Source organism: Marinifilum sp. JC120 (assembly GCA_004923195.1).
In the GTDB taxonomy this organism is placed as follows: domain Bacteria; phylum Desulfobacterota; class Desulfovibrionia; order Desulfovibrionales; family Desulfovibrionaceae; genus Maridesulfovibrio.
The window spans coordinates 202911-226805 of the sequence record RDSB01000006.1; the positions used below are offsets into that span (position 1 = coordinate 202911).

Annotated in this window: 20 protein-coding genes; 12 read left to right on the forward strand and 8 right to left on the reverse strand. The window is 44.4% G+C overall.

Annotated features, from left to right (window positions below):
• The first annotated feature begins 31 nt into the window (after nucleotides 1-31).
• Nucleotides 32-1519, forward strand: coding sequence for a glycerol kinase (glpK, locus tag D0S45_08345; protein ID TIH17160.1), 1488 nt, complete (start codon nucleotides 32-34; stop codon nucleotides 1517-1519).
• Nucleotides 1520-1609: 90 nt separating this feature from the next.
• Here glpK and D0S45_08350 read toward each other — a convergent pair whose 3' ends face one another.
• Nucleotides 1610-3502, reverse strand: coding sequence for a DUF3365 domain-containing protein (locus D0S45_08350; GenBank protein TIH17161.1), 1893 nt, complete (start codon nucleotides 3500-3502; stop codon nucleotides 1610-1612).
• Between the two features lie 111 nt (nucleotides 3503-3613).
• Nucleotides 3614-5284 carry a DUF389 domain-containing protein gene (locus D0S45_08355; GenBank protein TIH17162.1) on the reverse strand — a complete coding sequence of 557 codons (1671 nt, stop codon included), beginning with the start codon at nucleotides 5282-5284 and terminating at the stop codon, nucleotides 3614-3616.
• 136 nt (nucleotides 5285-5420) lie between these two features.
• On the opposite strand from D0S45_08355, the gene D0S45_08360 reads away from it, so the two are divergent.
• The 3 genes from D0S45_08360 to D0S45_08370 all read left to right on the forward strand — a co-directional run bounded on the left by D0S45_08360 (nucleotide 5421) and on the right by D0S45_08370 (nucleotide 9757).
• On the forward strand, nucleotides 5421-6275 hold the full coding sequence (locus D0S45_08360; GenBank protein ID TIH17163.1) for a hypothetical protein: 855 nt from the start codon (nucleotides 5421-5423) through the stop codon (nucleotides 6273-6275).
• A 150-nt stretch (nucleotides 6276-6425) separates the two neighbouring features.
• The gene (locus D0S45_08365; GenBank protein ID TIH17164.1) at nucleotides 6426-7574 is read left to right on the forward strand and encodes an amino acid ABC transporter substrate-binding protein; all 1149 of its coding nucleotides are present in this window, start codon (nucleotides 6426-6428) and stop codon (nucleotides 7572-7574) included.
• Nucleotides 7571-9757, forward strand: a complete 2187-nt coding sequence (locus tag D0S45_08370; GenBank protein ID TIH17165.1) for a sensor histidine kinase — start codon at nucleotides 7571-7573, stop codon at nucleotides 9755-9757. Before D0S45_08365 ends, D0S45_08370 begins: the two co-directional genes overlap by 4 nt.
• Nucleotides 9758-9768: 11 nt before the next feature.
• Here the strand turns inward: D0S45_08370 and D0S45_08375 are convergent, their stop codons facing one another.
• Entirely contained in the window at nucleotides 9769-12009 is a 2241-nt protein-coding gene (locus D0S45_08375; GenBank protein TIH17166.1) for a PAS domain S-box protein, read from the reverse strand.
• Between the two features lie 186 nt (nucleotides 12010-12195).
• Between D0S45_08375 and D0S45_08380 the strand changes: the two genes are divergently transcribed.
• The 5 genes from D0S45_08380 to D0S45_08400 all read left to right on the forward strand — a co-directional run bounded on the left by D0S45_08380 (nucleotide 12196) and on the right by D0S45_08400 (nucleotide 16155).
• A complete protein-coding gene (locus tag D0S45_08380) occupies nucleotides 12196-12480 on the forward strand; it encodes a hypothetical protein (GenBank protein ID TIH17185.1) in 285 nt (94 codons plus the stop codon).
• Between the two features lie 171 nt (nucleotides 12481-12651).
• Nucleotides 12652-13656 (forward strand): BMP family ABC transporter substrate-binding protein, encoded by a 1005-nt coding sequence (locus D0S45_08385; GenBank protein ID TIH17167.1) that lies wholly within the window; start codon nucleotides 12652-12654, stop codon nucleotides 13654-13656.
• A gap of 13 nt (nucleotides 13657-13669) precedes the next feature.
• Nucleotides 13670-14866 carry a sensor domain-containing diguanylate cyclase gene (locus tag D0S45_08390; GenBank protein TIH17168.1) on the forward strand — a complete coding sequence of 399 codons (1197 nt, stop codon included), beginning with the start codon at nucleotides 13670-13672 and terminating at the stop codon, nucleotides 14864-14866.
• A 238-nt stretch (nucleotides 14867-15104) separates the two neighbouring features.
• Nucleotides 15105-15587 (forward strand): MarR family transcriptional regulator, encoded by a 483-nt coding sequence (locus D0S45_08395; protein TIH17169.1) that lies wholly within the window; start codon nucleotides 15105-15107, stop codon nucleotides 15585-15587.
• 22 nt (nucleotides 15588-15609) lie between these two features.
• Entirely contained in the window at nucleotides 15610-16155 is a 546-nt protein-coding gene (locus D0S45_08400) for a TIGR00730 family Rossman fold protein (protein ID TIH17170.1), read from the forward strand.
• 112 nt (nucleotides 16156-16267) lie between these two features.
• On the opposite strand, the gene D0S45_08405 is transcribed toward D0S45_08400, so the two are convergent.
• Nucleotides 16268-16525: a hypothetical protein gene (locus D0S45_08405; GenBank protein ID TIH17171.1), complete on the reverse strand. Its 258-nt coding sequence runs from the start codon at nucleotides 16523-16525 to the stop codon at nucleotides 16268-16270.
• Nucleotides 16526-16679: 154 nt separating this feature from the next.
• On the opposite strand from D0S45_08405, the gene D0S45_08410 reads away from it, so the two are divergent.
• Both D0S45_08410 and D0S45_08415 read left to right on the forward strand, forming a co-directional pair.
• Nucleotides 16680-17021: a DsrE family protein gene (locus D0S45_08410; GenBank protein TIH17172.1), complete on the forward strand. Its 342-nt coding sequence runs from the start codon at nucleotides 16680-16682 to the stop codon at nucleotides 17019-17021.
• A 197-nt stretch (nucleotides 17022-17218) separates the two neighbouring features.
• Complete coding sequence (locus tag D0S45_08415) at nucleotides 17219-18331, forward strand: pyridine nucleotide-disulfide oxidoreductase (protein ID TIH17173.1); 1113 nt, start codon at nucleotides 17219-17221, stop codon at nucleotides 18329-18331.
• A 69-nt stretch (nucleotides 18332-18400) separates the two neighbouring features.
• Here D0S45_08415 and D0S45_08420 read toward each other — a convergent pair whose 3' ends face one another.
• Nucleotides 18401-19450, reverse strand: coding sequence for a hypothetical protein (locus D0S45_08420; protein TIH17174.1), 1050 nt, complete (start codon nucleotides 19448-19450; stop codon nucleotides 18401-18403).
• A 330-nt stretch (nucleotides 19451-19780) separates the two neighbouring features.
• Here D0S45_08420 and D0S45_08425 point away from each other — a divergent pair, with 330 nt between their 5' ends.
• A complete protein-coding gene (locus tag D0S45_08425; protein ID TIH17175.1) occupies nucleotides 19781-21469 on the forward strand; it encodes a potassium channel protein in 1689 nt (562 codons plus the stop codon).
• Between the two features lie 349 nt (nucleotides 21470-21818).
• Here D0S45_08425 and D0S45_08430 read toward each other — a convergent pair whose 3' ends face one another.
• From D0S45_08430 to D0S45_08440, 3 genes are all read right to left on the reverse strand, one after another.
• Nucleotides 21819-22463 (reverse strand): hypothetical protein, encoded by a 645-nt coding sequence (locus tag D0S45_08430; protein ID TIH17176.1) that lies wholly within the window; start codon nucleotides 22461-22463, stop codon nucleotides 21819-21821.
• Nucleotides 22460-23188 carry a hypothetical protein gene (locus D0S45_08435; protein TIH17177.1) on the reverse strand — a complete coding sequence of 243 codons (729 nt, stop codon included), beginning with the start codon at nucleotides 23186-23188 and terminating at the stop codon, nucleotides 22460-22462. The genes D0S45_08430 and D0S45_08435 overlap by 4 nt, the downstream gene beginning before the upstream one ends.
• A 97-nt stretch (nucleotides 23189-23285) precedes the next feature.
• Nucleotides 23286-23774, reverse strand: coding sequence for a hypothetical protein (locus tag D0S45_08440; GenBank protein TIH17178.1), 489 nt, complete (start codon nucleotides 23772-23774; stop codon nucleotides 23286-23288).
• Nucleotides 23775-23895 lie beyond the last annotated feature (121 nt).

Genomic DNA, 23895 nt, shown 5'->3' on the forward strand with positions numbered 1-23895 from the left:
CGCCCCTAATTACCAAAAGAGGAAATTTAGAATGGAAAAGAAATACGTACTTTCAATTGACCAGGGAACCACTAGCTCTCGCGCTATCATTTTCAACAAAGGTGGCGAGATTGTTAAGGTAACCCAGAAAGAATTTACCCAGATTTTTCCTAATCCGGGTTGGGTTGAGCACGATGCTATGGAAATCTGGTCTTCTGTCCAGTCCGTAGTTGCTGAAGCCCTTTCCGACGTTTCCGCAGCAGAAATCGCAGCAATCGGTATCACCAACCAGCGTGAAACCACAGTTGTCTGGGACAAAAACACCGGCAAGCCCGTATACAACGCAATCGTATGGCAGTCCCGCCAGACCATGGATATTTGTAACGAACTCAAAGGCAAAGGCCTTGACCCTATGGTTCGTGAAAAAACCGGTCTGCTCATTGACGCATACTTCTCCGGCACCAAAGTTAAATGGATTCTCGACAACGTTGAAGGTGCCCGTGAAAAAGCTGAAGCTGGCGATCTCCTTTTCGGTACCATTGACACATGGTTGGTATGGAAGCTCACCGGCGGAGCAGTTCACGTAACTGACTACACCAACGCTTCCCGTACTCTCATGTACAACATCCACGAGCTCAAGTGGGACGAAGAAATCCTCGAAGCACTCACTGTTCCCGCTTCCATGCTTCCCGAAGTTAAGCCTTCTTCCGAAGTATACGGCAACACCCACAAAGATAAGTTCCAGGGCCTTGAAATCCCCATCTCCGGTATGGCCGGTGACCAGCAGGCAGCACTGTTCGGTCAGGCTTGCTTTGAAGAAGGTATGGCTAAGAACACCTACGGTACCGGTTGCTTCATGCTCATGAATACCGGTGAAAAAGCGGTTCCTTCCAAGAACGGCCTGCTGACCACCATCGCATGGGGTGTTGACGGTAAAGTTGAATACGCTCTTGAAGGTTCTATCTTTGTTGCAGGTTCCGCTGTTCAGTGGCTGCGCGACGGTATGAGAATGTTCCGTGACGCTAAAGAATCCGAACTCTACGCAACTCGCGTACAGAGTTCTGAAGGCGTTTACATGGTTCCCGCATTCGTAGGTCTCGGTGCTCCTTACTGGAACTCCGACGTTCGCGGCGCAGTATTCGGTCTGACTCGCGGTACCACTAAAGAACATTTTGTTCGTGCTACCCTTGAGTCTCTCTGCTACCAGACCAAAGACGTTCTCTCCGCTATGGAAGCTGACTCCGGTATCGAGCTGGCTAGACTCCGTGTTGACGGCGGCGCAGTAGCTAACGACCTGCTGCTCCAGATCCAGTCCGACTTCCTCGGTGTTCCTGTTGAGCGTCCCATGTGCATTGAAACCACCGCTCTTGGCGCAGCATACCTCGCCGGTCTGGCAGTTGGTTTCTGGACAGACAAGAACGACATCAAAAAGAACTTCGGCGTTGACCGTGAGTTCGATCCTAAAATGGAAGAAGCAGAATCTGCAAAGCTGTACGAAGGCTGGCAGAAAGCTGTTGAAGCTACCATGGTTTTCAAATAGTAGAACATACGCAGCTTAACCGCTGTATCTCACTGTATATAAGAAAGGCCCCGTTCGCGGGGCCTTTCTGCTTTTTGGCGTTGTGTCTGATTATGTGAGTGGAAGCTTAATGGTGAACTGGGTCCATTGATTTACAGCGGAATCAACTTCTAAGCTTCCGTGGTGCTGATCGTTAATAATGAAATATGACACGGAAAGACCTAGTCCGGTGCCTTGCCCCACCGCTTTTGTGGTGTAGAATGGATCGAATATCCTGCTCTTGGGTTCAATGGAAATTCCGGGGCCGTTATCTTTTATTTCAACGATTGCCATGTTGTTTTCCATGCGAATACGACAGATGAAACTTGGGCTCTCTTGTCCATATTCTTTTTCGGTCATTGCTTCAGCACCGTTTTTAAGCAGGTTCAGGAAAACCTGTTGGATTTCTGTTCCAGCGCAATATACAGGCGGAACGTCACTGTCATATTGGCGGATAATTTCTATTTTCCTGAAATCATATTGTTTCTTCAGGTTATAGTCATTGGCTGCCAGTTCAATTGTTTTATCTAGAAGCTCAGGAAGATGATGGTGTCTACAATCACTATCGCTTTTACGGCTGAAATTAAGCATGTTGGAAACAATCTTTGCAGCGCGTTTCCCCGAGTCCATAATGCCGTCAACCATTTTGGGAATCTGCCGTTTTTCAAGATATTGATGCAGTTTTTCCAGCGAGATGCCACATTCCGCGGCAACGGATTTATTTTTTTCCATATCGCTTAAAAGTCGCTTCTGCATGTTCTGGGCATGTCCGAGAATCCCTGCCAGAGGATTGTTAATCTCATGAGCCATGCCTGCAGCAAGCCCTCCCACAGACATCATTTTTTCTGACTGAATCATCATTTGCTCAAGATAGATTCGTTCCGTCACATCATCGATGCGGATAACCGCGCCTTGCACGCCATTGGCGATCAGCGGGTAAATGGTGATGTCGTCGTAGCGGGTTATGCCGCCATTTATTCTGGTCTGCATGGAGTCCGTTGCGATGGCCCTTTTCTTCATGGCCGCAAGAATATTGTCCAGTTCATCCTGCATTTTAGGTAACGCTTCAGCCAGCGGGAGGCCTATAGCCTCATGGGAGCTGAGGCTGCTCAATTTCTCTGCTTCCATGTTCCAGTGGGTGACATTACCGTCCGGGTCAACTCCTACAAGTACCGACGGCATTGAGTTGATGATATTTGCCAGATAGTTTTTGGTTTTACCCAGTTCCTCTTCGGCATGACTGCGGGCCTGTTCATATCGGCCGAGTATGAAGAAACCTCCGGCAATGAATACGATTCCTGCAATCCATATGGTCAGAAATGAGAAATTTGTTTCAATAATGAATGCATTCAGAGTTTGCTGATAGCCTTGCATGGGCACAATTACACTGACTCCGCCTCTGATATCACCTTCTTTGTATCCTTGCAGGGCATGGCATTTGAGGCAGGCTTTTTCTGCGATCAACGGGCGCATGAAGTGAAGCACCGGCTTTCCATTATCCGTTGCGAGAGCGTGGAAATCCTTGGGATTGTTTTTGAATGATTTCAAAATTTTTCTTTCCCAGTCAAAAGGAATGTTGTCTGGGCGGATGGGATTCAGGCTGGTGATGTGTCCTTGAAGTCCTGCTTCATTGTTCATCATACCGTAGACCATGCGCATCATGTAAGCCGGATTTATCATGGTCATTTTCTTGCCTTCAACGGTGGTCAGGTCTCGTTTAGGCACATCAAGGTATTTATTGGGTGGAATTCTGGAAGATATTTCTGCGTATAGCCCCCCCAGACCGGCAACCCAGCGACGGTAGGTCAGATCTTTCTCAAAGGCCACCTCTGCCTCTTTCAAGGCTGAATTGTAAATATTGTCTTTCTGAGCCTGAACCATTCTGTGGTGAAAGAAATATATGGACATGGTCCAGATCACAGCCAGAAGCAGGCCGAAAAGAAGTAGTTTATGGTAGTATTTCAAATGTACATCCTGCCGCTACATGTTTTTATACTTCTGGCCTATCATAGCAAATAGAGGAAAAGGCATCCAGAGTGATTTAAATCTGAAGCAAAGGAATGGTCCTCATCTTTGCTATTTCATTTCAAGCCGCTTTATCTGGTGGGTGGTATTGAAGAATTCCAGAGGTTTGATGCCGTCTCCTTCAATAATACCTTCTGTTTTCGAGTACACGTAAAGTTTGACCGAAGCTGAAAACTTAGCGGCAAGTTTCTTTTCGATTTTTTTTATCTCTTTACTTTGAACCAGCCTTGCCCCGGTCACGTCTGCCATGATTTTCCAGCCGTTCTTCATCTCCTGAGCTTCTACATGTATGGGGAAAATATTTCTGATTTCATTTATGAGTTTTGCTGTTTCCTGCTCAATCTTTTTGGCCTGCGGGGATTCTTTTCCTGAGTAATGGACCCCGAAAAGATTCCTGCCGTTGCGAGTTATGTCGTAGCTTTTATAGTAGCGGATGATCAGGGACAGATCTTTGGCCCCGGTGTTCTTGCGAAGCATGCTTTCCAGCTTCTCAACTGATTCCGGCATGGGCCGTTCGGGACCACTGATCTCTATGATCAGGCCCGGACCACTTTTTAGTTTAGTGTAGTTAATCCCCGAGAGGGTGTACCATGGATATTCAGACATCACACTTCGGAGTAGAAGTTCCGCCTGTTCCATGATTAATGCGCTTTTCTTTAACTTGATATGTTGTTTTTTTGCATGTGCGTTGAGTAGGTCCGTTGTTGATTGCGGGGATGACGAAATGCTTTGGGTGATACTGGTACGGACGATTATTTTCACTGGCTTGTGCAGAGTTATTGCCGCACTCTTTTCCATTTTTTTTATGGCTTCTGCCTTAAGTGAAAACGGTCCCTTAAGGGTAACGAAACCGTTAACCGTACCTTCATGGATTTCGTGGGTGATTTTTCCAATGGTGGTGTTGGGAATGGAGGTGATGGCCTGAGTTGCCACAGTGCGCAGGCTATTATTTATTTGGCGTGAAAGGGCGACTTCAACTAGGGATTTGGTCAATAGGCCAGCAACAATTATCAGTCCAATGGTGCTTATGGAAAAATGCTTTATTAACCGTGGCAAAGGTTCATCTTCTGAATGGGGGATAAACCCGGTAATGATGAATAGAGCACTGGCAACCGAAAGAATGACCAAAAAGTTGGCAAAGAAGAGTAAAAAAGCTCCCCAGCCGTCGGAGTATTGTTGCAGGGCGATACATAATCCGCTGGCACAAAGCGGAGGTACAAGGGCTGTGGCAATGGCGATTCCGGGCATGACCGGACTGACCCGTTCATCAATGAGGGCGACTGTTCCGGCTATCCCGGCAAAGGCTGCAACGCCTAGATCCAGCAGATTGGGCTTGGTGCGGGAAATAATTTCATGGGTCAGTTCAAAGAAAATGGGAAGGCTGCCGATCAGCATTCCTCCCAGTATTCCGATTAAAATTCCGGCAGTGACTGAGAATACGGAATCGCGGATGAGGTCCACTTCTCCTCGCACCAGTCCAAGGGAAAGTCCGAAAATAGGGGTCATCAACGGTGAAACCAGCATGGCCCCGATAACCACAGCCGGGCTGTCCGCAGTCAGGCCGATGGAGGCGATAAAAACAGCCACGCCCATGAGCAGGTAATACATTCCGCGAGGGACTGAATTGCGGGTAATTTCCGTGATTAAAAATTCACGGCGAACATCGCTGACAAATAACAACGGTGTTTTCACTTTGTTTTTCCGGTTGAATATCAGTCCCATGCTCCCTCCGGTTGTCCCTTTTGAATAATAGATATAATAGGAAAATACGACTAAGATGAAGATGGGTCAACCGGGTTTTAAATTTATTGCTATATGAAAGTTGATGCTATTCAGTTGTAAAATAGTGGAGGATGATATGCGTTTTCGTTTGTTTTTCTTTAAGTTTGCGGTTTTTAGCCTGTTGCTGGCTGGTGTTGCGCAGGCTTCAAATCATGATGAAATATACATGAAAGCTGTGAATGATGCCCGGATAGTGGAGCATGGGGAGATCTCACGTAAGTTGTTGGGGATTTCTTCCCCGCAGGAAAAGAACTCTCCGCAAGTTTTATTGTGGAAGATCATTTCCGGGGAGCAGCATGTGCTGGTCTGCACCTGGGCAGGTAAATATTTACAAGGCAAGGGGTGGCAGGCTGGCAGAGAATATTCGTTGGCGAAAACGGATAACTTGTGGGTTACGGCAATACCGGAGTTAAAAGATTTCTTTTTGCAGCGCGGATTCTGGCCGCCAAATCATGACAAGCTGGTCTTGCGCATTAAACAATTATTGGGCCTTCCGGTAAGTGACCGGATGACTGTGTTGGTTGAGTTCTGGGTTAAACCGTCTGACATTTTCCGCCCTTGCCCGGATTCAGATCCCTCTGATCACGAAGCACAATTGGTCTACCCCTGGAAGAGGAGTCCTTTCCAGAGTTTTGACTCGAGCATGAAAATTCATAGTTATGTGGACGATGTGAACCCGGATGTTGTTTACAACTACAAGCAATGGTATGAAAATCTCAACGCGACCATCTATTCTGGCGACACTCCATATCCGTGGACCCAGCTTGGCTACACTTATGACTGGGCTGACGACAAATATAATAACAACCATGTGGGACTTTCTGAGTTCATAGTACTTGGCGGATCAAAAATTGTGATTGAGAAGATTGTTAATACTGAAAATTTGGCCGACTATTTTGTGAAACCTCTTTCTGTTGAGAGCATTAGATAGTTCATTGTGCTGTCGCATACTGAACAGGTCCCAACAAAGCCTGTCCCTGCTTTTCTGGGGCAGGCTTTTTTATGAATCATTCTTGGCGTTCATTGATTTTTCGGGTTATATTGTAGTTAAGGTTTTACGGCTGTAATGCGGGAGGAGTGAATGTCGGTAATTTGTTTTCAGTCTTGGAAAAAGGCCGTTTTGTCATTGTTGCTGTTGTTTATTTGCCTGCCTCTGAGTGCATGTTCAGATGACCCTATCCGCTTGGGATTTTCCGGGACCCTTAAAGGGAAGTATTCCGATCTCGGAGTGCAGGGCCGTAACGGGGCTTTATTGGCTGTTGAGGAGATTAATGCGGCTGATGGCATTGATGGTCGTAAAATTGAATTTTTGGTGCGTGACGACCATAACACCCCGGAAGGAGCTGTTGAGGCTGATAAGGAACTTGTTGCCGAAGGTGTTCCTGTCATTATCGGTCATATGACCAGCTCGCAATCCATGGTCGCAGTCCGGGAGATGAAGGATAGCGGGGTTATATATATTTCTCCCACTACTTCGACGCCTTGGTTGCAGGGGATAAAAGATTGTTTTTTCCGGGTGATCCCGACTCTTACTGATTTGTCAAAAGGACTTGCAGAATATTCCGTGGATAAGCTCGGCACGAAAAGACTGGCCGTAGTTTGGGACACTTCCAATAAAGCTTTTGCTGATTCTTATAAAAATATTTTTGTTGAAACATTTGTGCAAAAGGGCGGAGAGCTTGTCGGTGAGGCTAGTGTCGGGATGCAGAAAGGTCCCGTGGACTGGCAGACTATTGTCGATGAATTGAAGAAAATGAAACCCGACACCGTGGTCATGGTCACATCTGCCCGAGATCTAGCCGCTTTTTCCCAGTTCTGTACTTTGAACAAAACGGACTGGACAATAATGAGCAGTATGTGGGGATATACAAAGGAACTGATCCAGACAGGCGGCAAAAGTGTGGAAGGGATACTTTTTGTGGTCCACTTTGCCGAGGATGATCCAGAAGAAGGGTATGTTGATTTTAAGCAAAGGTTTATTAAACGTTTCGGCTGGCCGCCCAATTTTGCAGCAGCCTTTGGTTATCAGGCTGTGCTGGTTTTTGAAGAAGCGGTGAAAAGGAATGGAGGGAGCACAAAAGGATTGGCGGAGGTCATTCCCGGAATTGCCTTTGAAGAAGGGTTGATCGGACCTTTTGAAATTGATGAGTTCGGGGATGTAGTCCGTACCGGTCATATTGTAACAGTCAAAGATGGACAATTTGTTACTGTTTCAAAGAGAAAGAGATGAGTAGAGCTTCCGTTGTTGAGATATTTCAGGGCAAGTTGGTCCAATGGATCCTTGTGCCGGGGTTGATCATGACCGTTGCACTGGGTTCTATTCTGGGCTTGAGCCAGATCCATACAATGGAACGAGAGCTAGTGCAGCTTTCAAGGTCCCTGTCTCGTAATGTTGAGTTTTACATTGACGGTGCGGAGGATGTCTTGCGTTCTGTGGCCATAATGAGTGGAGACGGAAATGTTGAGAGTTTTCGTGCTTATTTTGAAGGTCTTCATGATCGTTTCGCTCAGTTTGAACGTCTTCTGCTTCTGGATAAAAATGAAAATATTATAGCTGTGGCTCCTTATGGAATTAAAGGGGTTGATTTTCCCATTCGATTTAGCAGCGTAGATAGCTCAAGGCGGGTGTTGACTTCCCCAATTATTTCTCCTCATTCAGGAAAACTGGTCGTTTATATAAGTATTCCGGTTCAAGGTGGGGGGAAGCTTGTTGCAGAACTCAGTCTCAATCGTTTGCAGAAGTTCCTCTACGGATTTCTTTCTTCAAACAGGTTCATAATTCTGACAGATCCTTATGGTAATTTGATTGTTCATCCTGATCGGGAACTGGTAAATATACAGGCGAACGTAGGTTCTCTGGGGATTTTTAAAACGAATCTAGAATCTGGGGAAGGTGAATTTTATCGGGCTGAAGGCAGGCTCTGCTTTGGCCGGGTAGTGAATATCTCTGGAACCGGCTGGAAACTTCTGGTCGGGTGTTCAGCTTATTACCTTTTTCAACCCGCCATGGCTCTCGGGCTGTTGGTAGGTTCGCTGGTTGTGCTTTTTTTCTTGATTTTACTGTTTGCCTTGAAGAAAGGATTTCGGGAAGGGGTAGTTACTCCTCTGGTTGGTTATGTCAGGAAATTATCTGCTGTGGCTGAGGGCAAGTATCCCACTTCAGCTTCTCAAGAAAGCGGGTTTGCGGAACTGGACGAATTGGGTAGGGTTTTTGATTCCATGGCCGAGCAGGTTCGTGAGCGAGAACACGATCTCAGGGTTTCAAAAAGATATTTTCAGAGTGTTATTGATTCCATGCCTTCCGCCCTTGTCTGGGTTAACGAGGATATGGATGTCTGCCAGTGCAACAACCGGGCTTTGGAGTTGTTCAATCTGGACTCAACAGAAATAGAACCGGAAAATGTAGAAGTCTTTTTTGCCGGGCGTAAAGATATCGTGAATGTAATTGTTGAAGCGGGGGAGTTTAATTCTCCGAAAGTTCTTGAGCGGACCAGTGTCAGCGATGTTTCTACTGAGATATTTGATGTTACGGCTTTTCCTTTGCGTGGCTTTGAGGTTAAGGGCGTTGTGGTCAGGATTGACGATGTTACCTCCCGGGTGCGCATGGAAGAGATTATGGTCGAGACCGAGAAGATGATGTCTGTGGGTGGTCTTGCAGCAGGAATGGCTCATGAAATTAATAATCCCCTTGGGGGGATTATGCAGGGTGTTCAGAACCTTGAGCGTAAGTTTTCTCCAGAAATAGAAGCCAATATTTCTGCCGCTGATGAGATAGGGTGTTCGCTTGAAGCCATGCAGAAGTATATTGAATTCCGGAAGGTCGGAGCAATCATCGAGGGCATTAGGGATTCTGGAATGCGTGCAGCGAGAATAGTTTCCAATATGCTGGAATTCAGTAAGCCTGGAAAGGATGTGGCGACTACTGTTAATATTCACGATTTGATTGAAGATTCACTTGAATTGTCAGCTAAGGATTACGATCTGAAACGGAAATATGATTTTATGCACATCAATATTGTGCGCGAATTTTCAGCAGACGTGCCACGAATAATATGTTCGCCCACGGAGATTGAGCAGGTTTTTTTTAATCTTTTTAAGAATGCGGCACAGGCTATGAGTGAACACGGTGTTTCCGGCGGAACACCGCATATTTATATCCGCACACGTAATCGGCGAGACACAGTTGTTATCGAAATTGAGGATAACGGTCCCGGCATGAGCACTGAGGTGCGTAAAAGAATTTTTGAGCCGTTTTTTACCACCAAGGCGGGGGGAGTGGGGACTGGGCTGGGACTTTCTGTCTCATATTTTATAGTTACCCAGAACCACGGAGGGACCTTTTCCGTAAGTTCTGTTCCGGGCCGCGGGGCGCGGTTCACCATTGCCCTGCCTGTGCAAAAGAATAAACTGTGATTGCTTATAGGTTAGCTTTTTTGGTTGAAGGGAATTCTAATAGTAAAACGGGTCCATTGACCAGGGGAGGAATCTACTCTCATGCTTCCGTGATGGTGGCCTGTTATGATGTAGTATGAAACAGAAAGTCCTAGCCCGGTTCCTTTGCCCACTTCTTTAGTTGTGTAAAAGGGTTCGAAAATTCTGGAGCGTATTTCATGGGGGATACCGGGGCCGTTATCCTCTATTTCAATGATGACGGCCTGTGAATCTTTTTTTATCCGGCAGATGAAGTGCGGTGAATCCTGCTGATAGTCCTTCTCCAGCATTGCTTCTGCCCCGTTTTTTATAAGATTCATGAAGACCTGTTGGATTTCGGTACTTTCACAGTAAACCGGGGCGATCGATTGATCATATTCGCGAATTATTTCGATTTGTCTAAAGTCGTAAAGTTTCTCAAGGTTATAGTCGCTAGTCGACAGTTCAATAGCTTTGTCCAAAATAGTAGTAATGTCATGGTAGGCGTATTCATTTTTGCTTTGTCGGCTGAAAGATAGCATATTGGAAACTATTTTAGCTGCCCGGTTGCCCGCTTCTTGAATTCTTTGTATCATTCGCGGGAGACCTCGTTCATCCATATATTTTTGGACTTGCTCCAACGTAATACCGCATTTTTCCGCAGTCTTGGCGTTCATTTTCAAATTGGCATAGAGACGGTTGTGTAAATTCTGGGTGTTTCCAAGGATTCCAGCAAGCGGGTTGTTTATCTCGTGGGCCATACCAGCGGCGAGGCCGCCGATGGACATCATTTTTTCTGTCTGGATCATCAGTTGCTCGGTTTTCTTTCGCTCAGTGATGTCCATATGAGTGCCGATCAATCTTAGCGGTGCTCCATTTTTGTCAACTTCAGGTACCCGCCCACGGGAAAAAATCCATTTCCAGTCCCCGTCTTTAGTTTGCATTCTGAATTCAAGGGAAAAAAGGGAGTCCAGCCCATTCTCGGGGAATTTCTCCAAATAAGTGGTTACGATTTCAGAGGCCCGGTCCCTGTCGTCAGGATGTATTAGTTGAAGCCATGTTTCGTATTTATGTGGGAACTCGTCTGAATCATAGCCCAGCATTTCAAAATAGCGCGGACTGAAGTAAACTGCATTGGTCTTCAAATTCCAGTCCCACAGTCCGTCTCTCACAGCCCGTAAGGCCATATCGAAGCGTTCTTCGCTGACTTTCAAACTTTTCTGGATGCGTTCGCGTTCATCCAATTCTTTTCTTAGAGCTTTAGTTCGTTGGGCAATTTTCTTTTTAAGTGCATGGTTTATAGTGACAAACAAACCAATTGTGACAAGCAATGCCATTAAGCCGAAAAATGCATATTGCTTTGCCTCTGCGGTGCTGATCCCCGGTTCATAATTAACCGATAACCATGAGTTGTTAATTGCAGCCACATCCTTTTGGGACATGGCCTGAATTGTTTTGGAAACGATTGAAGCCAGTTCTGGCCAATCCTTGCGGATTCCCATAGATAGCTTGAGGTCATTAAATTTGGCCGGGGCGGCGACCTTTAGGTTTGACAGCCCGTAGTGACGGATAAAATAGACCACCACAGGGAGGGCGTTGATGGTGGCGTAAGCCTCTTTTGTTGCCACATCTTTGAGTGAGTCCAGCGTTGGGGTTCTTGATTTTATTACTTTAAGTTTAAGCCCGGGGTATTGTTGTTTAATCTGTCTTTGAAGGATGAATCGATCTTGAACAGAAATAGTCTTTGTTTTCAAGTCACTAAGCCCGCCTACAAACTCAGCGTCATTACGGGTGACAATAACCCACGGCAATGTCTGATAAGGGACGCTGAAAGTCATGTCCTGCTTACGTTTTTCCGTTAATTGGATAGCCGGAACCATGTCTATTCCACTATGTTCACGTATGGATTTCAATGCATCAGGCCAGGATACATCATTTTGAGTTACGTATTGGAATTTTATACCGTGAACTGATGATAGTATGTTCAAATAATCAATGGATATCCCTGAAATCCCATTTTCAGTCATCATGAACGGGGGCCAATCCCCGATTCTGACAGTGACTTTTCTGTCCTGTTTGAGCCATGCTTGTTCAGCATCGGACAGATTTATTCTATCTTGGAGGGATTTAATGCTGATTCCGTCTACGCGGTTTGAAGCATTTTTTGACGCACAGGAGTTGTTTACCCTGTTGAACAGGAACAATGCACAGAAGATAATGATTAGAATGTATTTTATATCAGACTGGCGAGTCATAATTTGACAGCTCTTTTGTATAGTTGTCTTTTCTGGGTATAGTCTATGTGTTGTGGAACTATAGTTTTTCTGTGTAATTATTTACGATATTACCATAGGCGATGTTTAAAAGGAACTATATGAGTGTCGATTTTTTTGGCAAGCATCTCGTTGACACGGGTTTGCATGCTTGCCTATCATAATGCAATGATCGATAAAGCCTCCGCCATAGAAACCATCATGCGCAAGCTTAAGAAAATCCCTATCGGGCAGGGGCTGGACTTACGCACCTATAAGAGGGACCGATCCCTGATGATTATGCGTACGGGTAAGGATTCGTTTACCGTAATCGAGGATGGGTTCAGCAAGGAGCAGTTCGAGGAAGATTTTAAGGGGTTGAAAAAGTTGTTCAAAAAGTTGTTGAAACGAGAGTTTCCGCGCAGCAACAAGATTCGTGTTTACGATATTGATGAAAACAGCTTAAGTAGATGATCATTACAGGTCGGTCCTTTTTGTATTAAGGACACACAACGTTTTCTGGATTGTTATTTTAAGTAGGTTATATTTTTTTTACTATAAGTATATCGTTTACAGTTCTCTTAGAGTTATGCTTTTTAAGATAAGATTTGTGTTGTTATACTTTTAAAGGCTTGAAGGTTCTAAATGTCATATATTCGGATTTTGATCATTACGTTAGTTTTTGTTTTAGGTATGGCTGCACTGGCGTTTGGAGCAGATGAATTCAGGCCGGTAGTAATCTATCAAGGCGAAATTAATAAAAACGACTATAATCTTAATATTCATGAGGGTGTTGAAGAATTTTCAAAGGCAACTGGACTCGCTGTTAAGGAAATAGTGGTCGGCTTGCAGATGAAGGATTATCTGGATGCGTTGGAGGAAGTCTGTGCAAAAGGTTATTCTCCTGTAGTTCTTATCTATGCTGATCACCTGAAAGATTTAAATTTATACGTAAGGGAGTATTCCTCTATCCGTTTTCTGGCATTGGGGAAGCTAATTGATGAACCGAACCTCTTTTCTTTTGATTTTGCAGAGCATGAAGGTTCTTTTCTGGCGGGGGCTCTTGCGGCAATGAATTCAAAGTCTAAAATTGTAGGGTTTGTTTCAATTTCAGATATGCCTTTAATGCGGCGTTTCGCATGCGGCTATGAACAGGGAGCTAAGTATATAGATCCGGATATCAATGTTTTAACGGGTTTTGTGGGAAGATATCCCGGGGTCTGGTTTGATGGACCGGCTGCAGCTAAGGTTGCCGATAAGTTGATGAATCAGGGGGCAGACGTTGTTTTTCAGGCTGCCGGAGGGGCTGGCCCAGCTGTTCTTGAGGTCGTGGCAAAACGCGGAAAACTAGGTATAGGCGTGGATCGTAACCAAAACGGTCTTTATCCGGGTCATGTTCTTTCCTCGATGTTTAAAAGGATGGATCGGGTCATTTATGCCGCATTGGTTCATTCAAGGCGGGGTATCTGGCGTGACAATGTTAAGTCTTTCGGTGTTGCGCAGAATGCAGTTGGGTTGTCTTTTGATGAGAACAATGCTCCGCTGATAACAGATGAAATGCGAAAAAAAATTGAAGAACTAAAAAACAAAATTGCAATTGGTAAAATACAAGTGCACGATTTCGTTTTAGATAATAAATGTTCGTGGTAGAAAGGTCTCTGTCATGAAAACATATATAGAAAGCATTGCTACTGTTTTTATTCTTGCGATATTTTTCAGTTTTTTGGTTCCCTTGACCATTGGTGTTACATATTCGCTACATGAAGAAAAAAAACGTATTGAAACTGAGTTTAATGAATTTCAAAACAGACTTTTTGGTTCACTTGAGCGTGAATTGATTGAAGCTGTTATGAATCTTGAGCCGGTTCAGCTTGAAAATATACTGCGACTGGTTGTTCAAGATCCTCGCATCGTCAGGGTTAAGGTGGTTTCGTTCATTTATAATATGACTTTGGCAGATTTGAATAAAGGCCCAGAAGAAGAGAAATCGCGTTTTCTTGTTAAAGAAAAGGATTTTGTAAAGGGAGGTGAGACTGTAGGGCGTTTAATAGTCTATTTCGATAAAGATTATAGTGAAAGCGAAATTTCTGAAGGTCGTAGAAGTATAATTATGCTGTTTGCGGGGATGTTTATCTGCGGCATGTCGCTCATTATTCCTATAATTTATTTTAAACTGATAAAGCCGACAGCTAGACTTATGGTTCAGACGGAAAGCATCTCCTCCGGCAATATGGATTCTTGTTTTGAGTGGGAGGGAGGCGATGAACTTTCTCGGCTGGGCTATACGCTTGATGATATGCGACAGGAGCTTAAGTCCAGTTTTAATCGTATTCAGGAGCTTGCTGTTACAGATGAGTTAACAGGAATGCCTAACCGCAGGGCTTTTTATGCTGATGCTGAAAAGATGGTAGCCTTGGGCGAGAGATACGATTGGCCTGTAACAATTGCCCTTATGGACATTGATTATTTTAAGGTAATTAATGATGAATTTGGGCATGCTGTAGGGGATCAGGTTCTTCAGATTATTGCGCAGTTGATTATGATTTTGACTAGGAAAACTGATATCTGTGCACGTTATGGAGGCGAAGAATTTGTCATCTGTTTGCCCGAAACTAATATTTCAGATGCGCGGATAGTAGTAGAAAAGATTCGTGCTGAAGTGCAGAAACATGTTTATTCCCATGGCCAGCAGGTAACGATGAGTATCGGGTTGGCAGAGAATCTATCTCAGCAGGGGCTCGAAAAGACTATTCTACAAGCTGATCAGGCTATGTATAAAGCTAAGAATAGTGGGCGAAATCGTGTGATTGACTATTCTGAGATTGAGGCAGGCGCTGATTCTGCTGAAAAAATTTTATAAATTATCGCTATGTATTAGTCGTCGTGGGTGTAAAAAATACCTTTGTTTTTTATATGCCAGCTTGTGTGCAGTAAAGAATTAGAACCGATCTCGAAAGAGGTCGGTTTTTTTATGTTGATTTTGAGGTACTGGGGTTTGGTTTTCAGGGGGTTAAATTTCTTGCATCAAAAAATATCTTGATATAAAGAATCTTCATATAAAGATAAATTGAGGGCTTGTGAAGCAGGTGAGCATAGAAATGGATAAAATTGATTTAATGACTGAGCAGTGGGCAAAAGAGCGGCCTGAGTTGAAGGCTGAATCCATGGAGATATATGGCAGGCTGATGATGGTTAACAAGCTTGCCGAGAAAGCAATGGCAGGTTTTTTAAAATCGCATGGATTAACAAACCCTGAGTTTGATGTTTTGGCTGTGCTTCGGCGTGCCGGGGAGCCATATAAATTATCAGTGGGGGAATTGTGTGAAGCTGCATTGCTGACAAGTGGTGCTATGACCAACCGCATTGATAAACTGGTGAAGAAGAAACTGGTTGAACGGGAAGCTAATATGGATGACCGGCGAGGGGTTCATGTTGTTTTAACTGCGGCTGGTTTTGAATTAATTGATTCAATAATTCATGAGCGCTTTGCTGTCGCAGACAGGTTTATGGGGAATCTATCGGCTGACGACCGTAAATCTTTGAATAAAACTTTGAAAACATTTTTAATAAGCTACGAATAGTAGAGCGTAATTGAGGTTTGTTATGAATTCGATTTGTATTTTTTTAGGATCAAATGCCGGGAATGATCCTTTGTATATGCAGGCAGCACGGGAGACAGGGCTTGAACTTGCCAAACGCAATCTTACATGCGTTTACGGCGGGTCCTGCACCGGAATGATGAATGAACTTGCTGATTCTGTTCTGGGTGCCGGGGGCGAAGTTATAGGGGTAACTGTTCAGGCTTTGAAGGATAAGGAGCAGTTTCATAAAAATTTAACTAAGCTTCATGTCACGCCGACAATGCATGAAAGAAAAAAAATGATGGTTGAGCTGGCTGATGGATTCATAGCTCTTCCGGGCGGGATAGGGACTTATGAGGAATTTTTTGAAGTTTATACTCTGAAACAGTTAGGTTTTCATTCCAAGCCATGCGGTTTATTGAACGTGAATAATTTTTATCATCCCCTTGAGCTTATGATGAGTACGGCAGAAGGGGAGGGCTTTTTGAAAACGCCTTACGCTGAGTCAGTGTCAGTTTCCGCAAGTGTTCCTGAATTATTTGATCTGTTGCTGAGCAGTTCTGACTAGTCCGCTTAGGGGGCCTGTAGTCCAGAAATAAACCATGGGTAATACTTTTGCTGCTTGATTTGCAGTATCCAAAGCATCCAAAATTTAGGGCCGGTCTCGCAAGAGGTCGGCCTTATTCCTTTATATATCCAACGAAATTAGCATTACTTTTCCAATCGATGATAACATCTTTCTTTGAAACTCCGTTCTTAAATGAGACGCCAAAGCAGGTTCGGTAGCCTTTGGGAGCTCCAAGTTCATACATCGAGAAGTATTGATTGGAAACTAAGCCTCCAGCTTTACTTTCATTGCCGGAGTCGAACACTGTCCCTGCCATGAATCCACAAAAGAATAGCAGGCAGGCAAATAGCAATGAGCTTAATTTTTTCATTTTAATTTCTCCTTGCCCCTTACTAACAAATCAGTCCTAATAAAGGAAATGTATTTAATGCTGCGTCCTGCATTAATTTGCGCGAGCCATAGTTATTGTTGAGGCGGGTCTGTATGTTTAGGGGTAGGCTGTCTTTAAATATTTAGGAGATAATATGAATGACAATAAATTAAATCTTTTGTGGACCAATGCCGACCCGGTGACCTCTGAACTGATGGTGATGATGTATGCGTATAACGCAATCAAAAAGGGCTGGTGGGAAGATGTGCGGGTAATTATCTGGGGTGCAACAGCAAAGCTGGTCGCAGAAGATGTGCATATCCAGAACCTGATCGCTGAGGCCAGAGAAGTCGGAGTAGAATTCAGTGCCTGTGAAGCCTGCGCCAATCAGCTGGGGGTAAAGTCGCAGCTTGTAAAATTAGGTGTTGAGCTCAAATTCTGGGGTGCGCCTTTGACCGAGATCATCAAGGGTGGGGAGCATTTGATTACTGTTTAAGATCTTGATGTGTTTGGAATATTGGGTCGGTATCGTAAGAGGTCGGCCCTTTTCTTTTGTCCTGTGGTGGGCGGTGGCGTCCCTCTTACTGTATATAATCCTGCCAAACTCATGGACACCTTGCATCCGCATGTTTTACATGTAGAGAACGGAATCCCCTATCATTGTAGCCAATATTCTTTCTGTCAGGAGTTACTATGGGCGAACTTGTCCTTGCCGGCGCCGGGCACGCGCACATGCTGCTTATGGAAGCCATCCCGGACATCATTGCGGACGAACATCACGTCACGGTTATCGGCCCTAATGATCGTCACTATTATTCGGGGATGGGGCCAGGTATGCTTGGAGGTTCTTACTGCCCCGATGAAATAAGTTTTCCCGTGAAGTCCATGGTGGAAAGTCGAGGTGGAACTTTCGTACTCGGCAAGGTTGTACGCATAGATCCGCACAAGCGTCTGGTCATTCTTGAAGAGGGGCAAGAAGTTTCTTACGACGTGCTTTCCTGCAATCTTGGCAGTTTCGTACCCGGAGGTATTGCGGATGAGGACTGCACCGATGTCTATACCGTAAAACCCATACAAAACCTTATGCAGGCCCGCACTAGGATTCAGGAAATCGCTTCCGAGCGCCCGGTGCGCATCGGTATATGCGGGGGCGGTCCTGCCGCGCTTGAAATGGCCGGAAATGCTTTGGCGGCGGCTAAGGAACTGGGCCGCTTCGGTGCTAAAGTCCAGATTTTCACAGGTAGCGCATTTCTGCGCAACCTGCCGGACAGGGTGCGTAGCCTTGCGTTCAAAAAATTGAGTAAACTTGGAATTGACATTGTTCAGGGTCGTTACGTGGAGCGTGTGGCAACCGGCGGGGTCATATTGCAAAACGGACAACACTATGAACAAGACATTATTTTTCTGGCTTTGGGTGTGAAGCCTTCTAAAATTTTTGCTGCCTCGGACATGCCTACAGGGAAGGATGGCGGGCTTATGGTCAACCGCTACCTGCAAAGTGTTTCCCATCCGGAAATTTTCGGTGGAGGCGATTGTATCTGGTTCGAACCGAACCCTCTGGATAAAGTGGGTGTTTATGCCGTACGCCAGAACCCCGTACTCGTCCACAATGTGCGGGCGCAGCTCGAAGGCCGCAGTCTGACCGCATTTGAACCGGGCGGTTCCTATCTTCTCATATTTAATATCGGGGGAGGGAAAGGCATATTGCACAAGAACGGATTAAGCTTCGGCGGGCCTCTCGCTTTCATGATCAAGGACTATATCGACAGGAAATTCATTAAGCGATTTAAGATGGCTGGGAATTGAACGGGAGCGCTCTTGCGTCATTAACGTAAGGCCTCCCTAATTATAGGTGATCGGAGCAGGCTAATTAACTCAAACAGCTAGCTCTCGCTGATTGCTGGGACATGTCAGATGATGCTGAAACTTTACGTGATGTTTCTGAGCATTTGTGTCCTGCGTTTTGGGGAAGTTGTACAACCTGTTCAGAAAAGGGCTTTTGTAACATGGATCGGAAAGGCTTTTATCTAATTCTGACTGAATCATAGCATAACCATCTAGCGTGAAATGGCACAAAGTGTGATTGATCTCAGCCCACCCTGCTATGGGTACCTCTTCATCATATGGAAAATTAACAAAATTTTTCCTTCCCATGTGTATATAGTCTAGAGAATTATGTGCCTTTTCAAATTTTTTATTAATTGATTTCAGGTAATCCTCTGACATTACTTCACGTAACACATTCATAAGATCGGTTTTTAAGGTGCCTTTAACTATATTCAACACTGTGCTGCTGGCAAGCCAGGATGCAACATCGAGATTTTCGACCCTTCTGCCTCCGCAGCCAAGCGCTTTTACTGAGTTGTGTGCGATGGGTTTAACATCTTCTGCATATTTTGAAAAAGCTAGCTGAGCATCACTTGGGATGCAGCCCCGGAACTGATCGCTCAATCTCTTATGCCTTTCTTTTTTGACTATTCTGAGCAGCAGACCTGTTTTAACAAAATGAGATAGCAAAGATGGGTCAACAACCATTCTTCCCAAATCTTCAGAGTATTGGCTACCAATACACTCATGTACTTGTTTTTTGAACCAAAGCGGAATGCTGTCAGTAATTCCATAATCTTCTTTTATTAATTTAGCATTTAAGATGCAAACGTCTATGTGCCTGGGGTTTACCACAAGATTCCCAAAATCCACGACTTTGTAATTGTCAGCATACGTTCCAGCCAATAAAACGGTCAATTCCATTAATTTCGCATAGCTTAAGGCAATAAAAGGAAAATGTTTAACATCGGAATTCTTTGATATGCCTTCTAGCTCGACTTGTCTTAAAGTAATAAATTCCTCATCTAAATTTTTTGGATCTATTGTTGAATCTAGGAACTCATTAAATCTTATTAAATCACTAATTGTCATATCCATCTGTCACTCCGTATGCCAAGTGAGAAAAATCTGCCTTGCTCTGTTTCCACCAGTTAATCGCTATCGTTAATGGTAAGTAGAAGAACGATTCTAAGTATAGTTAGTGTGATATATGTCTAAGTTGACACAATGCTCATCACAAAAAAATCAACGGAATAAATGAGATCAATCGGATAACTGGGTGCTGGTTGCACTCCCTTTTGCCCTATATTCCTTGCTTGCGCATAATCACATGTTGTAATATTCCAAGCATTAGGCCAAATGTGTGTCTATCTCTGTATACCACTTCATCCGTTCGGTTCACGGGCATAAAAATCACGAGTGAGAGCAATGAAATTCATTCCTGCGCAGTTGCTGTACTTCTTTCAGGACCGTCGCGCACAACGCAACCTACACTCCCTTATAAGGTTCATCCTGTTTCTGAGTTTCTTTATTGTTGTCTACAGTGTTTTATTCCACGTACTTATGGAAATGGAAGGGCAGCATTTTTCATGGATTACAGGCTTCTATTGGACCTTGACGGTCATGTCCACGCTTGGTTTCGGCGACATCACCTTTACGTCGGATCTCGGAAAGCTGTTCTCTCTGTGCGTCCTCATGTCGGGCATCGTTTTTCTGCTGGTCATGTTGCCCTTCACGTTCATTCAGTTCTTTTACGCACCGTTTCTTGAAGCGCAGACCAAGTCGAGGGCAGCCCGGGAATTGCCTGAGGATACATCCGACCACCTGATCATCATCGGTTCCGACCAGATCGCCCTGAGTCTGGCTTCGCGCGTGAGGCAATTCAACTACATGTATTGCATTCTGGTCAACGAGGTGAATCACGCCCTGGATCTGGTGGATCAGGGGTACAATGCCGTGGTGGGTGAGTCCGACGATCCGCATACTTTCGAGCTTTTGCGGACCGATAAGGCGGCCATGGTGGTGCTGCTGAGCGATGACATGAAGAACACCAATGCAGCCTTTACCATTCGTGAGGTTGCACCGGACGTGCCGGTGGTGGCCAACGCCGACTCCGCAGAGTCGGTGGATATTTTAGAGCTGGCAGGCTCAAGCCATGTTTTCCAGTTCATGGACATGCTCGGGGAAAAGCTCGCACGGCGCACCCTTGGAACCGGTGCTCGAAGCAACATTATCGGCAACATCAACACGCTCAATCTCGCCGAGGCCCCTGTCGCGGACACACTGCTTGTGGGGCGAACCGTTAAAGATAGCGGGGTGCGCGATGCCACCGGCATGAACATAGTTGGCCTCTGGGAGCAGGGGCGGTTGGTCTCTGCCCGTCCGGATACTGTGATCACTTCAAAAATGGCCATGATTCTTGCCGGTTCCGAGGAGCAGTTGAAGGCCTTTGACGATTTTGTCGGCGAAGTACCTCCCATGGAGGCACCAGTGCTTATCCTCGGCGGTGGGCGAGTGGGGCAGTCTGCCGCAAAGTTACTCAGACAACGAGGCATCGACTATAAGATCGTGGAAAAGAATCCCAAGCTCATCTGTGACGATGGGCACTACATTTACGGCAGTGCTTCGGACATCGATGTGCTGAAGGCAGCAGGCATCGACAGCGCACCCTCGGTGTTCGTTACCACGCATACCGATGACCTGAACATCTACCTGACGATTTATTGCAGACGGCTCAGGCCGGACATTCAGATAATTAGCCGGGCAACATTCGACAGGAACATCACGGTCCTGCACAAGGCCGGCGCCGATCTGGTCATGTCCTACGCTTCTATGACGGCCAATACGATCATCAACCTGTTGAGCCCGGGCAAGGTGATGACCCTGACCGAAGGCCTGAACATCTTCCGGGTTGAGGTTGGTCGTTCGCTTGCTGGCAAAACGCTCATGAAGAGCAACATTCGGGACGAAACCGGATGCAGCATCATAGCGGTATCTCGTGGTGATGAAATGGAAATCAACCCTGATCCGATGCTTCCGCTGGACAAGGGAGCATCGTTGCTTGTCATAGGTGTGGCCGATGACGAATGCCGCTTTTTGGATAAGTTTCAGGCTTGATGGAGTCGTTTAGGTTCTCCATAAAAAAAGGACTTACATTAACATAATGTAAGTCCTTGGGTTTACTGGTCGGGTCAGGATGAATTCATTTGCCGCGTCTTGTGGCTTACCCTATCTCCAAAGAAGTATTGGATAACGTAGTGAAAGACGCGCTGTCTGCTCTGTAATATACTAGAACTTCGAAAACATTGGGTCGGTCTCGTAAGAGGTCGGCCCTTTCTTTTGGTCTGCTGAGTATCAGTGTCGGCGTTGGAAATGCCTTTCATTACTCTGATTTCCATTCTGTAAGATTTGGGGGATAGAGTCTTGAAGGTACAATTGATTTTGAAAGTAATTGTTTGTTTTATTTCTATTTTTCTTGGAATCGAGAGGACAAAGTTGCCTGATTGTGGCTGGCAAAGTCATCAATGAGTTTTTTAGCGTCTCGCAATGCCCAAACTTTGTTTAAAGGTAAGATGAAGGCTATTGCGAAGGATGTAGCCGATATTGTAAAGTATTTTATAAACTCTGATATTGAAGAAGAATAAAAATTCATTTTCACAAATGAGATGATCATTAACAAACATAGCAATGCATATAGTAAGGTGTAAAATCTAATTTGCCATTTGTAATTCCATAGTGTGCTGTTTTTGTTATTGAATGACAGTCTTATGTAGTCATTGCTAATAATTTCTTCTTTTGTATATGAATGTCCTTTTGCATAGTTTTTCAAAGTCATCAATGGATTATTAAAGTTAAGCATATATCTAATCGTTCGCGCATCAATAAGTTTTTTTGTGAAAGCCCTATACCATAGTTGAAGTTCTAGATCATTTGCTTCTTTCCATCTGTTTTCTTTTAATAACTCTTTAGATATAAAGTAGTCGTCTTTATACTTACTTTTTCTTCCAAATTTATTTTTGTACGTGAATAAAGAAATGAAGATTCCTAAGACCATGGCAATGTAACCAGCATACTGGAAAATGATAGGTGTTGCTTCTAATATTGAATTCATATCCGTTCTTGCTCGTTGTGGCTGATGATGGTTTTCATGATTTTTAGTTCTTTAGACTCAGCAAATTTGCGAGAAGATATAAATAGCGGACGATTAGGTGAGATTTGAACATAGTCGATTGGTGTTGGCGTTCGGCGTTTATCAACTTTAATTTCCATGCAATATGAGTTGAAATAGAATCGATAGAAGTTCACTCCCATATGTCGGGTCTGGTATGGGTCCATTATGACAGTGCTAAGCTCTGTAGTGTCAAATTTGGCTAAAATAATGGAGTATTCCTGCTCGCTGCCGGGGTCACCTTGTTCAATCATTTCTTTCACTCGTTTTTCATGAACACCAATGGAGACTCTTTTGAAAAGAGGTTGAGTCGATACGGAAGCTCGCCATAATAGGCTTAGTCCAAAGAGTTTCAACAAGCCATAATTAAAGTTATCAATTTGAAGAGCTTGTAGTCCTGTCACGTTGGAAAATTCTTTTTTTTCGTACTTTTCTTCTAAGAAAAAACTTGAAGCGTAATTGTCGTACTTATCGAATTTTCTTTCACACTCAGAGCAAACGATAGTCTTGTCATAAACTCCTTTAGGTGATCTTCGTTTATGTTCATCTCTTTTATTCGTAATAATCTCTGGAACTTCTCCCCCAGAAAACAAAGGTTTATAAAGTGATTTAGGGATAATATGAGATTTCACTAGTTTACGATCATTTTGACAGAATTTACAAATCATTCATTAGGCCGTCGTTTGTTTATCGAAGTTAAAGTCTATGCTGAAATGTTTGACCGACCTCAGAATGTTTTCTGAAGTCGGCCTTTATGGTTCAGTATTAAGCGAAGATGGTCCGCAAAGAACTAAGCTGTGAATTCCCCAGCATGAAGAATGATTTCAACTTCTTTTTTGTTAGATTTAATGCTGACTTATGAACCTTGTTAAGACTTTTTATGAAGTTTTTTATAGCTTTGATTTGATGGATGAGAATTCCTTCTAACATCTCAGTTAATTGATTTCTAAATGCGTAGTAAAGTCTTCCGAACCTTGTCGCTTTATCATCATGTATATAGTCACCAGATACAAACCCATTTGTTTTTAACCATTTGGTTGCTTGTTTTGATGGAGCAATTTTACTTAATATTTGTTCCCACATGGTGCGCATTGAAATAAATGTATGGCGAGTCCGGTCTGGATTATTTCCCGATGCTGCTCGTGCTGCACCGATGTATTGCTGAATAAGTGTGGGATCAATCTTTTTAAGAATCTTTACACAGTTATCGTCGATCAATTCTTGCTTTGCGCTTTCCCCCGAAATTAGGACCACGAGTTAAGGTGGAGTCTGCGTCCTAAAAACGATAAGGAAGGACGTATGAGCAAAACAGGAAAAAGACGGAAGCATTCGGACAAATTCAAGGCCAAGATAGCTCTGGAAGCAATCCGGGGAG

What these genes read in the sequence shown, in the direction of transcription:
- D0S45_08395 (TIH17169.1), top strand. Translation starts at nt 15,105, where the DNA reads ATGGATAAAATTGATTTAATGACTGAGCAGTGGGCAAAAGAGCGGCCT.
- D0S45_08370 (TIH17165.1), top strand. Translation starts at nt 7,571, where the DNA reads ATGAGTAGAGCTTCCGTTGTTGAGATATTTCAGGGCAAGTTGGTCCAA.
- glpK (TIH17160.1), top strand. Translation starts at nt 32, where the DNA reads ATGGAAAAGAAATACGTACTTTCAATTGACCAGGGAACCACTAGCTCT.
- D0S45_08425 (TIH17175.1), top strand. Translation starts at nt 19,781, where the DNA reads ATGAAATTCATTCCTGCGCAGTTGCTGTACTTCTTTCAGGACCGTCGC.
- D0S45_08380 (TIH17185.1), top strand. Translation starts at nt 12,196, where the DNA reads ATGATCGATAAAGCCTCCGCCATAGAAACCATCATGCGCAAGCTTAAG.
- D0S45_08430 (TIH17176.1), bottom strand. Translation starts at nt 22,463, where the DNA reads ATGAATTCAATATTAGAAGCAACACCTATCATTTTCCAGTATGCTGGT.
- D0S45_08420 (TIH17174.1), bottom strand. Translation starts at nt 19,450, where the DNA reads ATGGATATGACAATTAGTGATTTAATAAGATTTAATGAGTTCCTAGAT.
- D0S45_08415 (TIH17173.1), top strand. Translation starts at nt 17,219, where the DNA reads ATGGGCGAACTTGTCCTTGCCGGCGCCGGGCACGCGCACATGCTGCTT.
- D0S45_08400 (TIH17170.1), top strand. Translation starts at nt 15,610, where the DNA reads ATGAATTCGATTTGTATTTTTTTAGGATCAAATGCCGGGAATGATCCT.
- D0S45_08375 (TIH17166.1), bottom strand. Translation starts at nt 12,009, where the DNA reads ATGACTCGCCAGTCTGATATAAAATACATTCTAATCATTATCTTCTGT.
- D0S45_08365 (TIH17164.1), top strand. Translation starts at nt 6,426, where the DNA reads ATGTCGGTAATTTGTTTTCAGTCTTGGAAAAAGGCCGTTTTGTCATTG.
- D0S45_08435 (TIH17177.1), bottom strand. Translation starts at nt 23,188, where the DNA reads ATGATTTGTAAATTCTGTCAAAATGATCGTAAACTAGTGAAATCTCAT.
- D0S45_08405 (TIH17171.1), bottom strand. Translation starts at nt 16,525, where the DNA reads ATGAAAAAATTAAGCTCATTGCTATTTGCCTGCCTGCTATTCTTTTGT.
- D0S45_08360 (TIH17163.1), top strand. Translation starts at nt 5,421, where the DNA reads ATGCGTTTTCGTTTGTTTTTCTTTAAGTTTGCGGTTTTTAGCCTGTTG.
- D0S45_08355 (TIH17162.1), bottom strand. Translation starts at nt 5,284, where the DNA reads ATGGGACTGATATTCAACCGGAAAAACAAAGTGAAAACACCGTTGTTA.
- D0S45_08385 (TIH17167.1), top strand. Translation starts at nt 12,652, where the DNA reads ATGTCATATATTCGGATTTTGATCATTACGTTAGTTTTTGTTTTAGGT.
- D0S45_08390 (TIH17168.1), top strand. Translation starts at nt 13,670, where the DNA reads ATGAAAACATATATAGAAAGCATTGCTACTGTTTTTATTCTTGCGATA.
- D0S45_08410 (TIH17172.1), top strand. Translation starts at nt 16,680, where the DNA reads ATGAATGACAATAAATTAAATCTTTTGTGGACCAATGCCGACCCGGTG.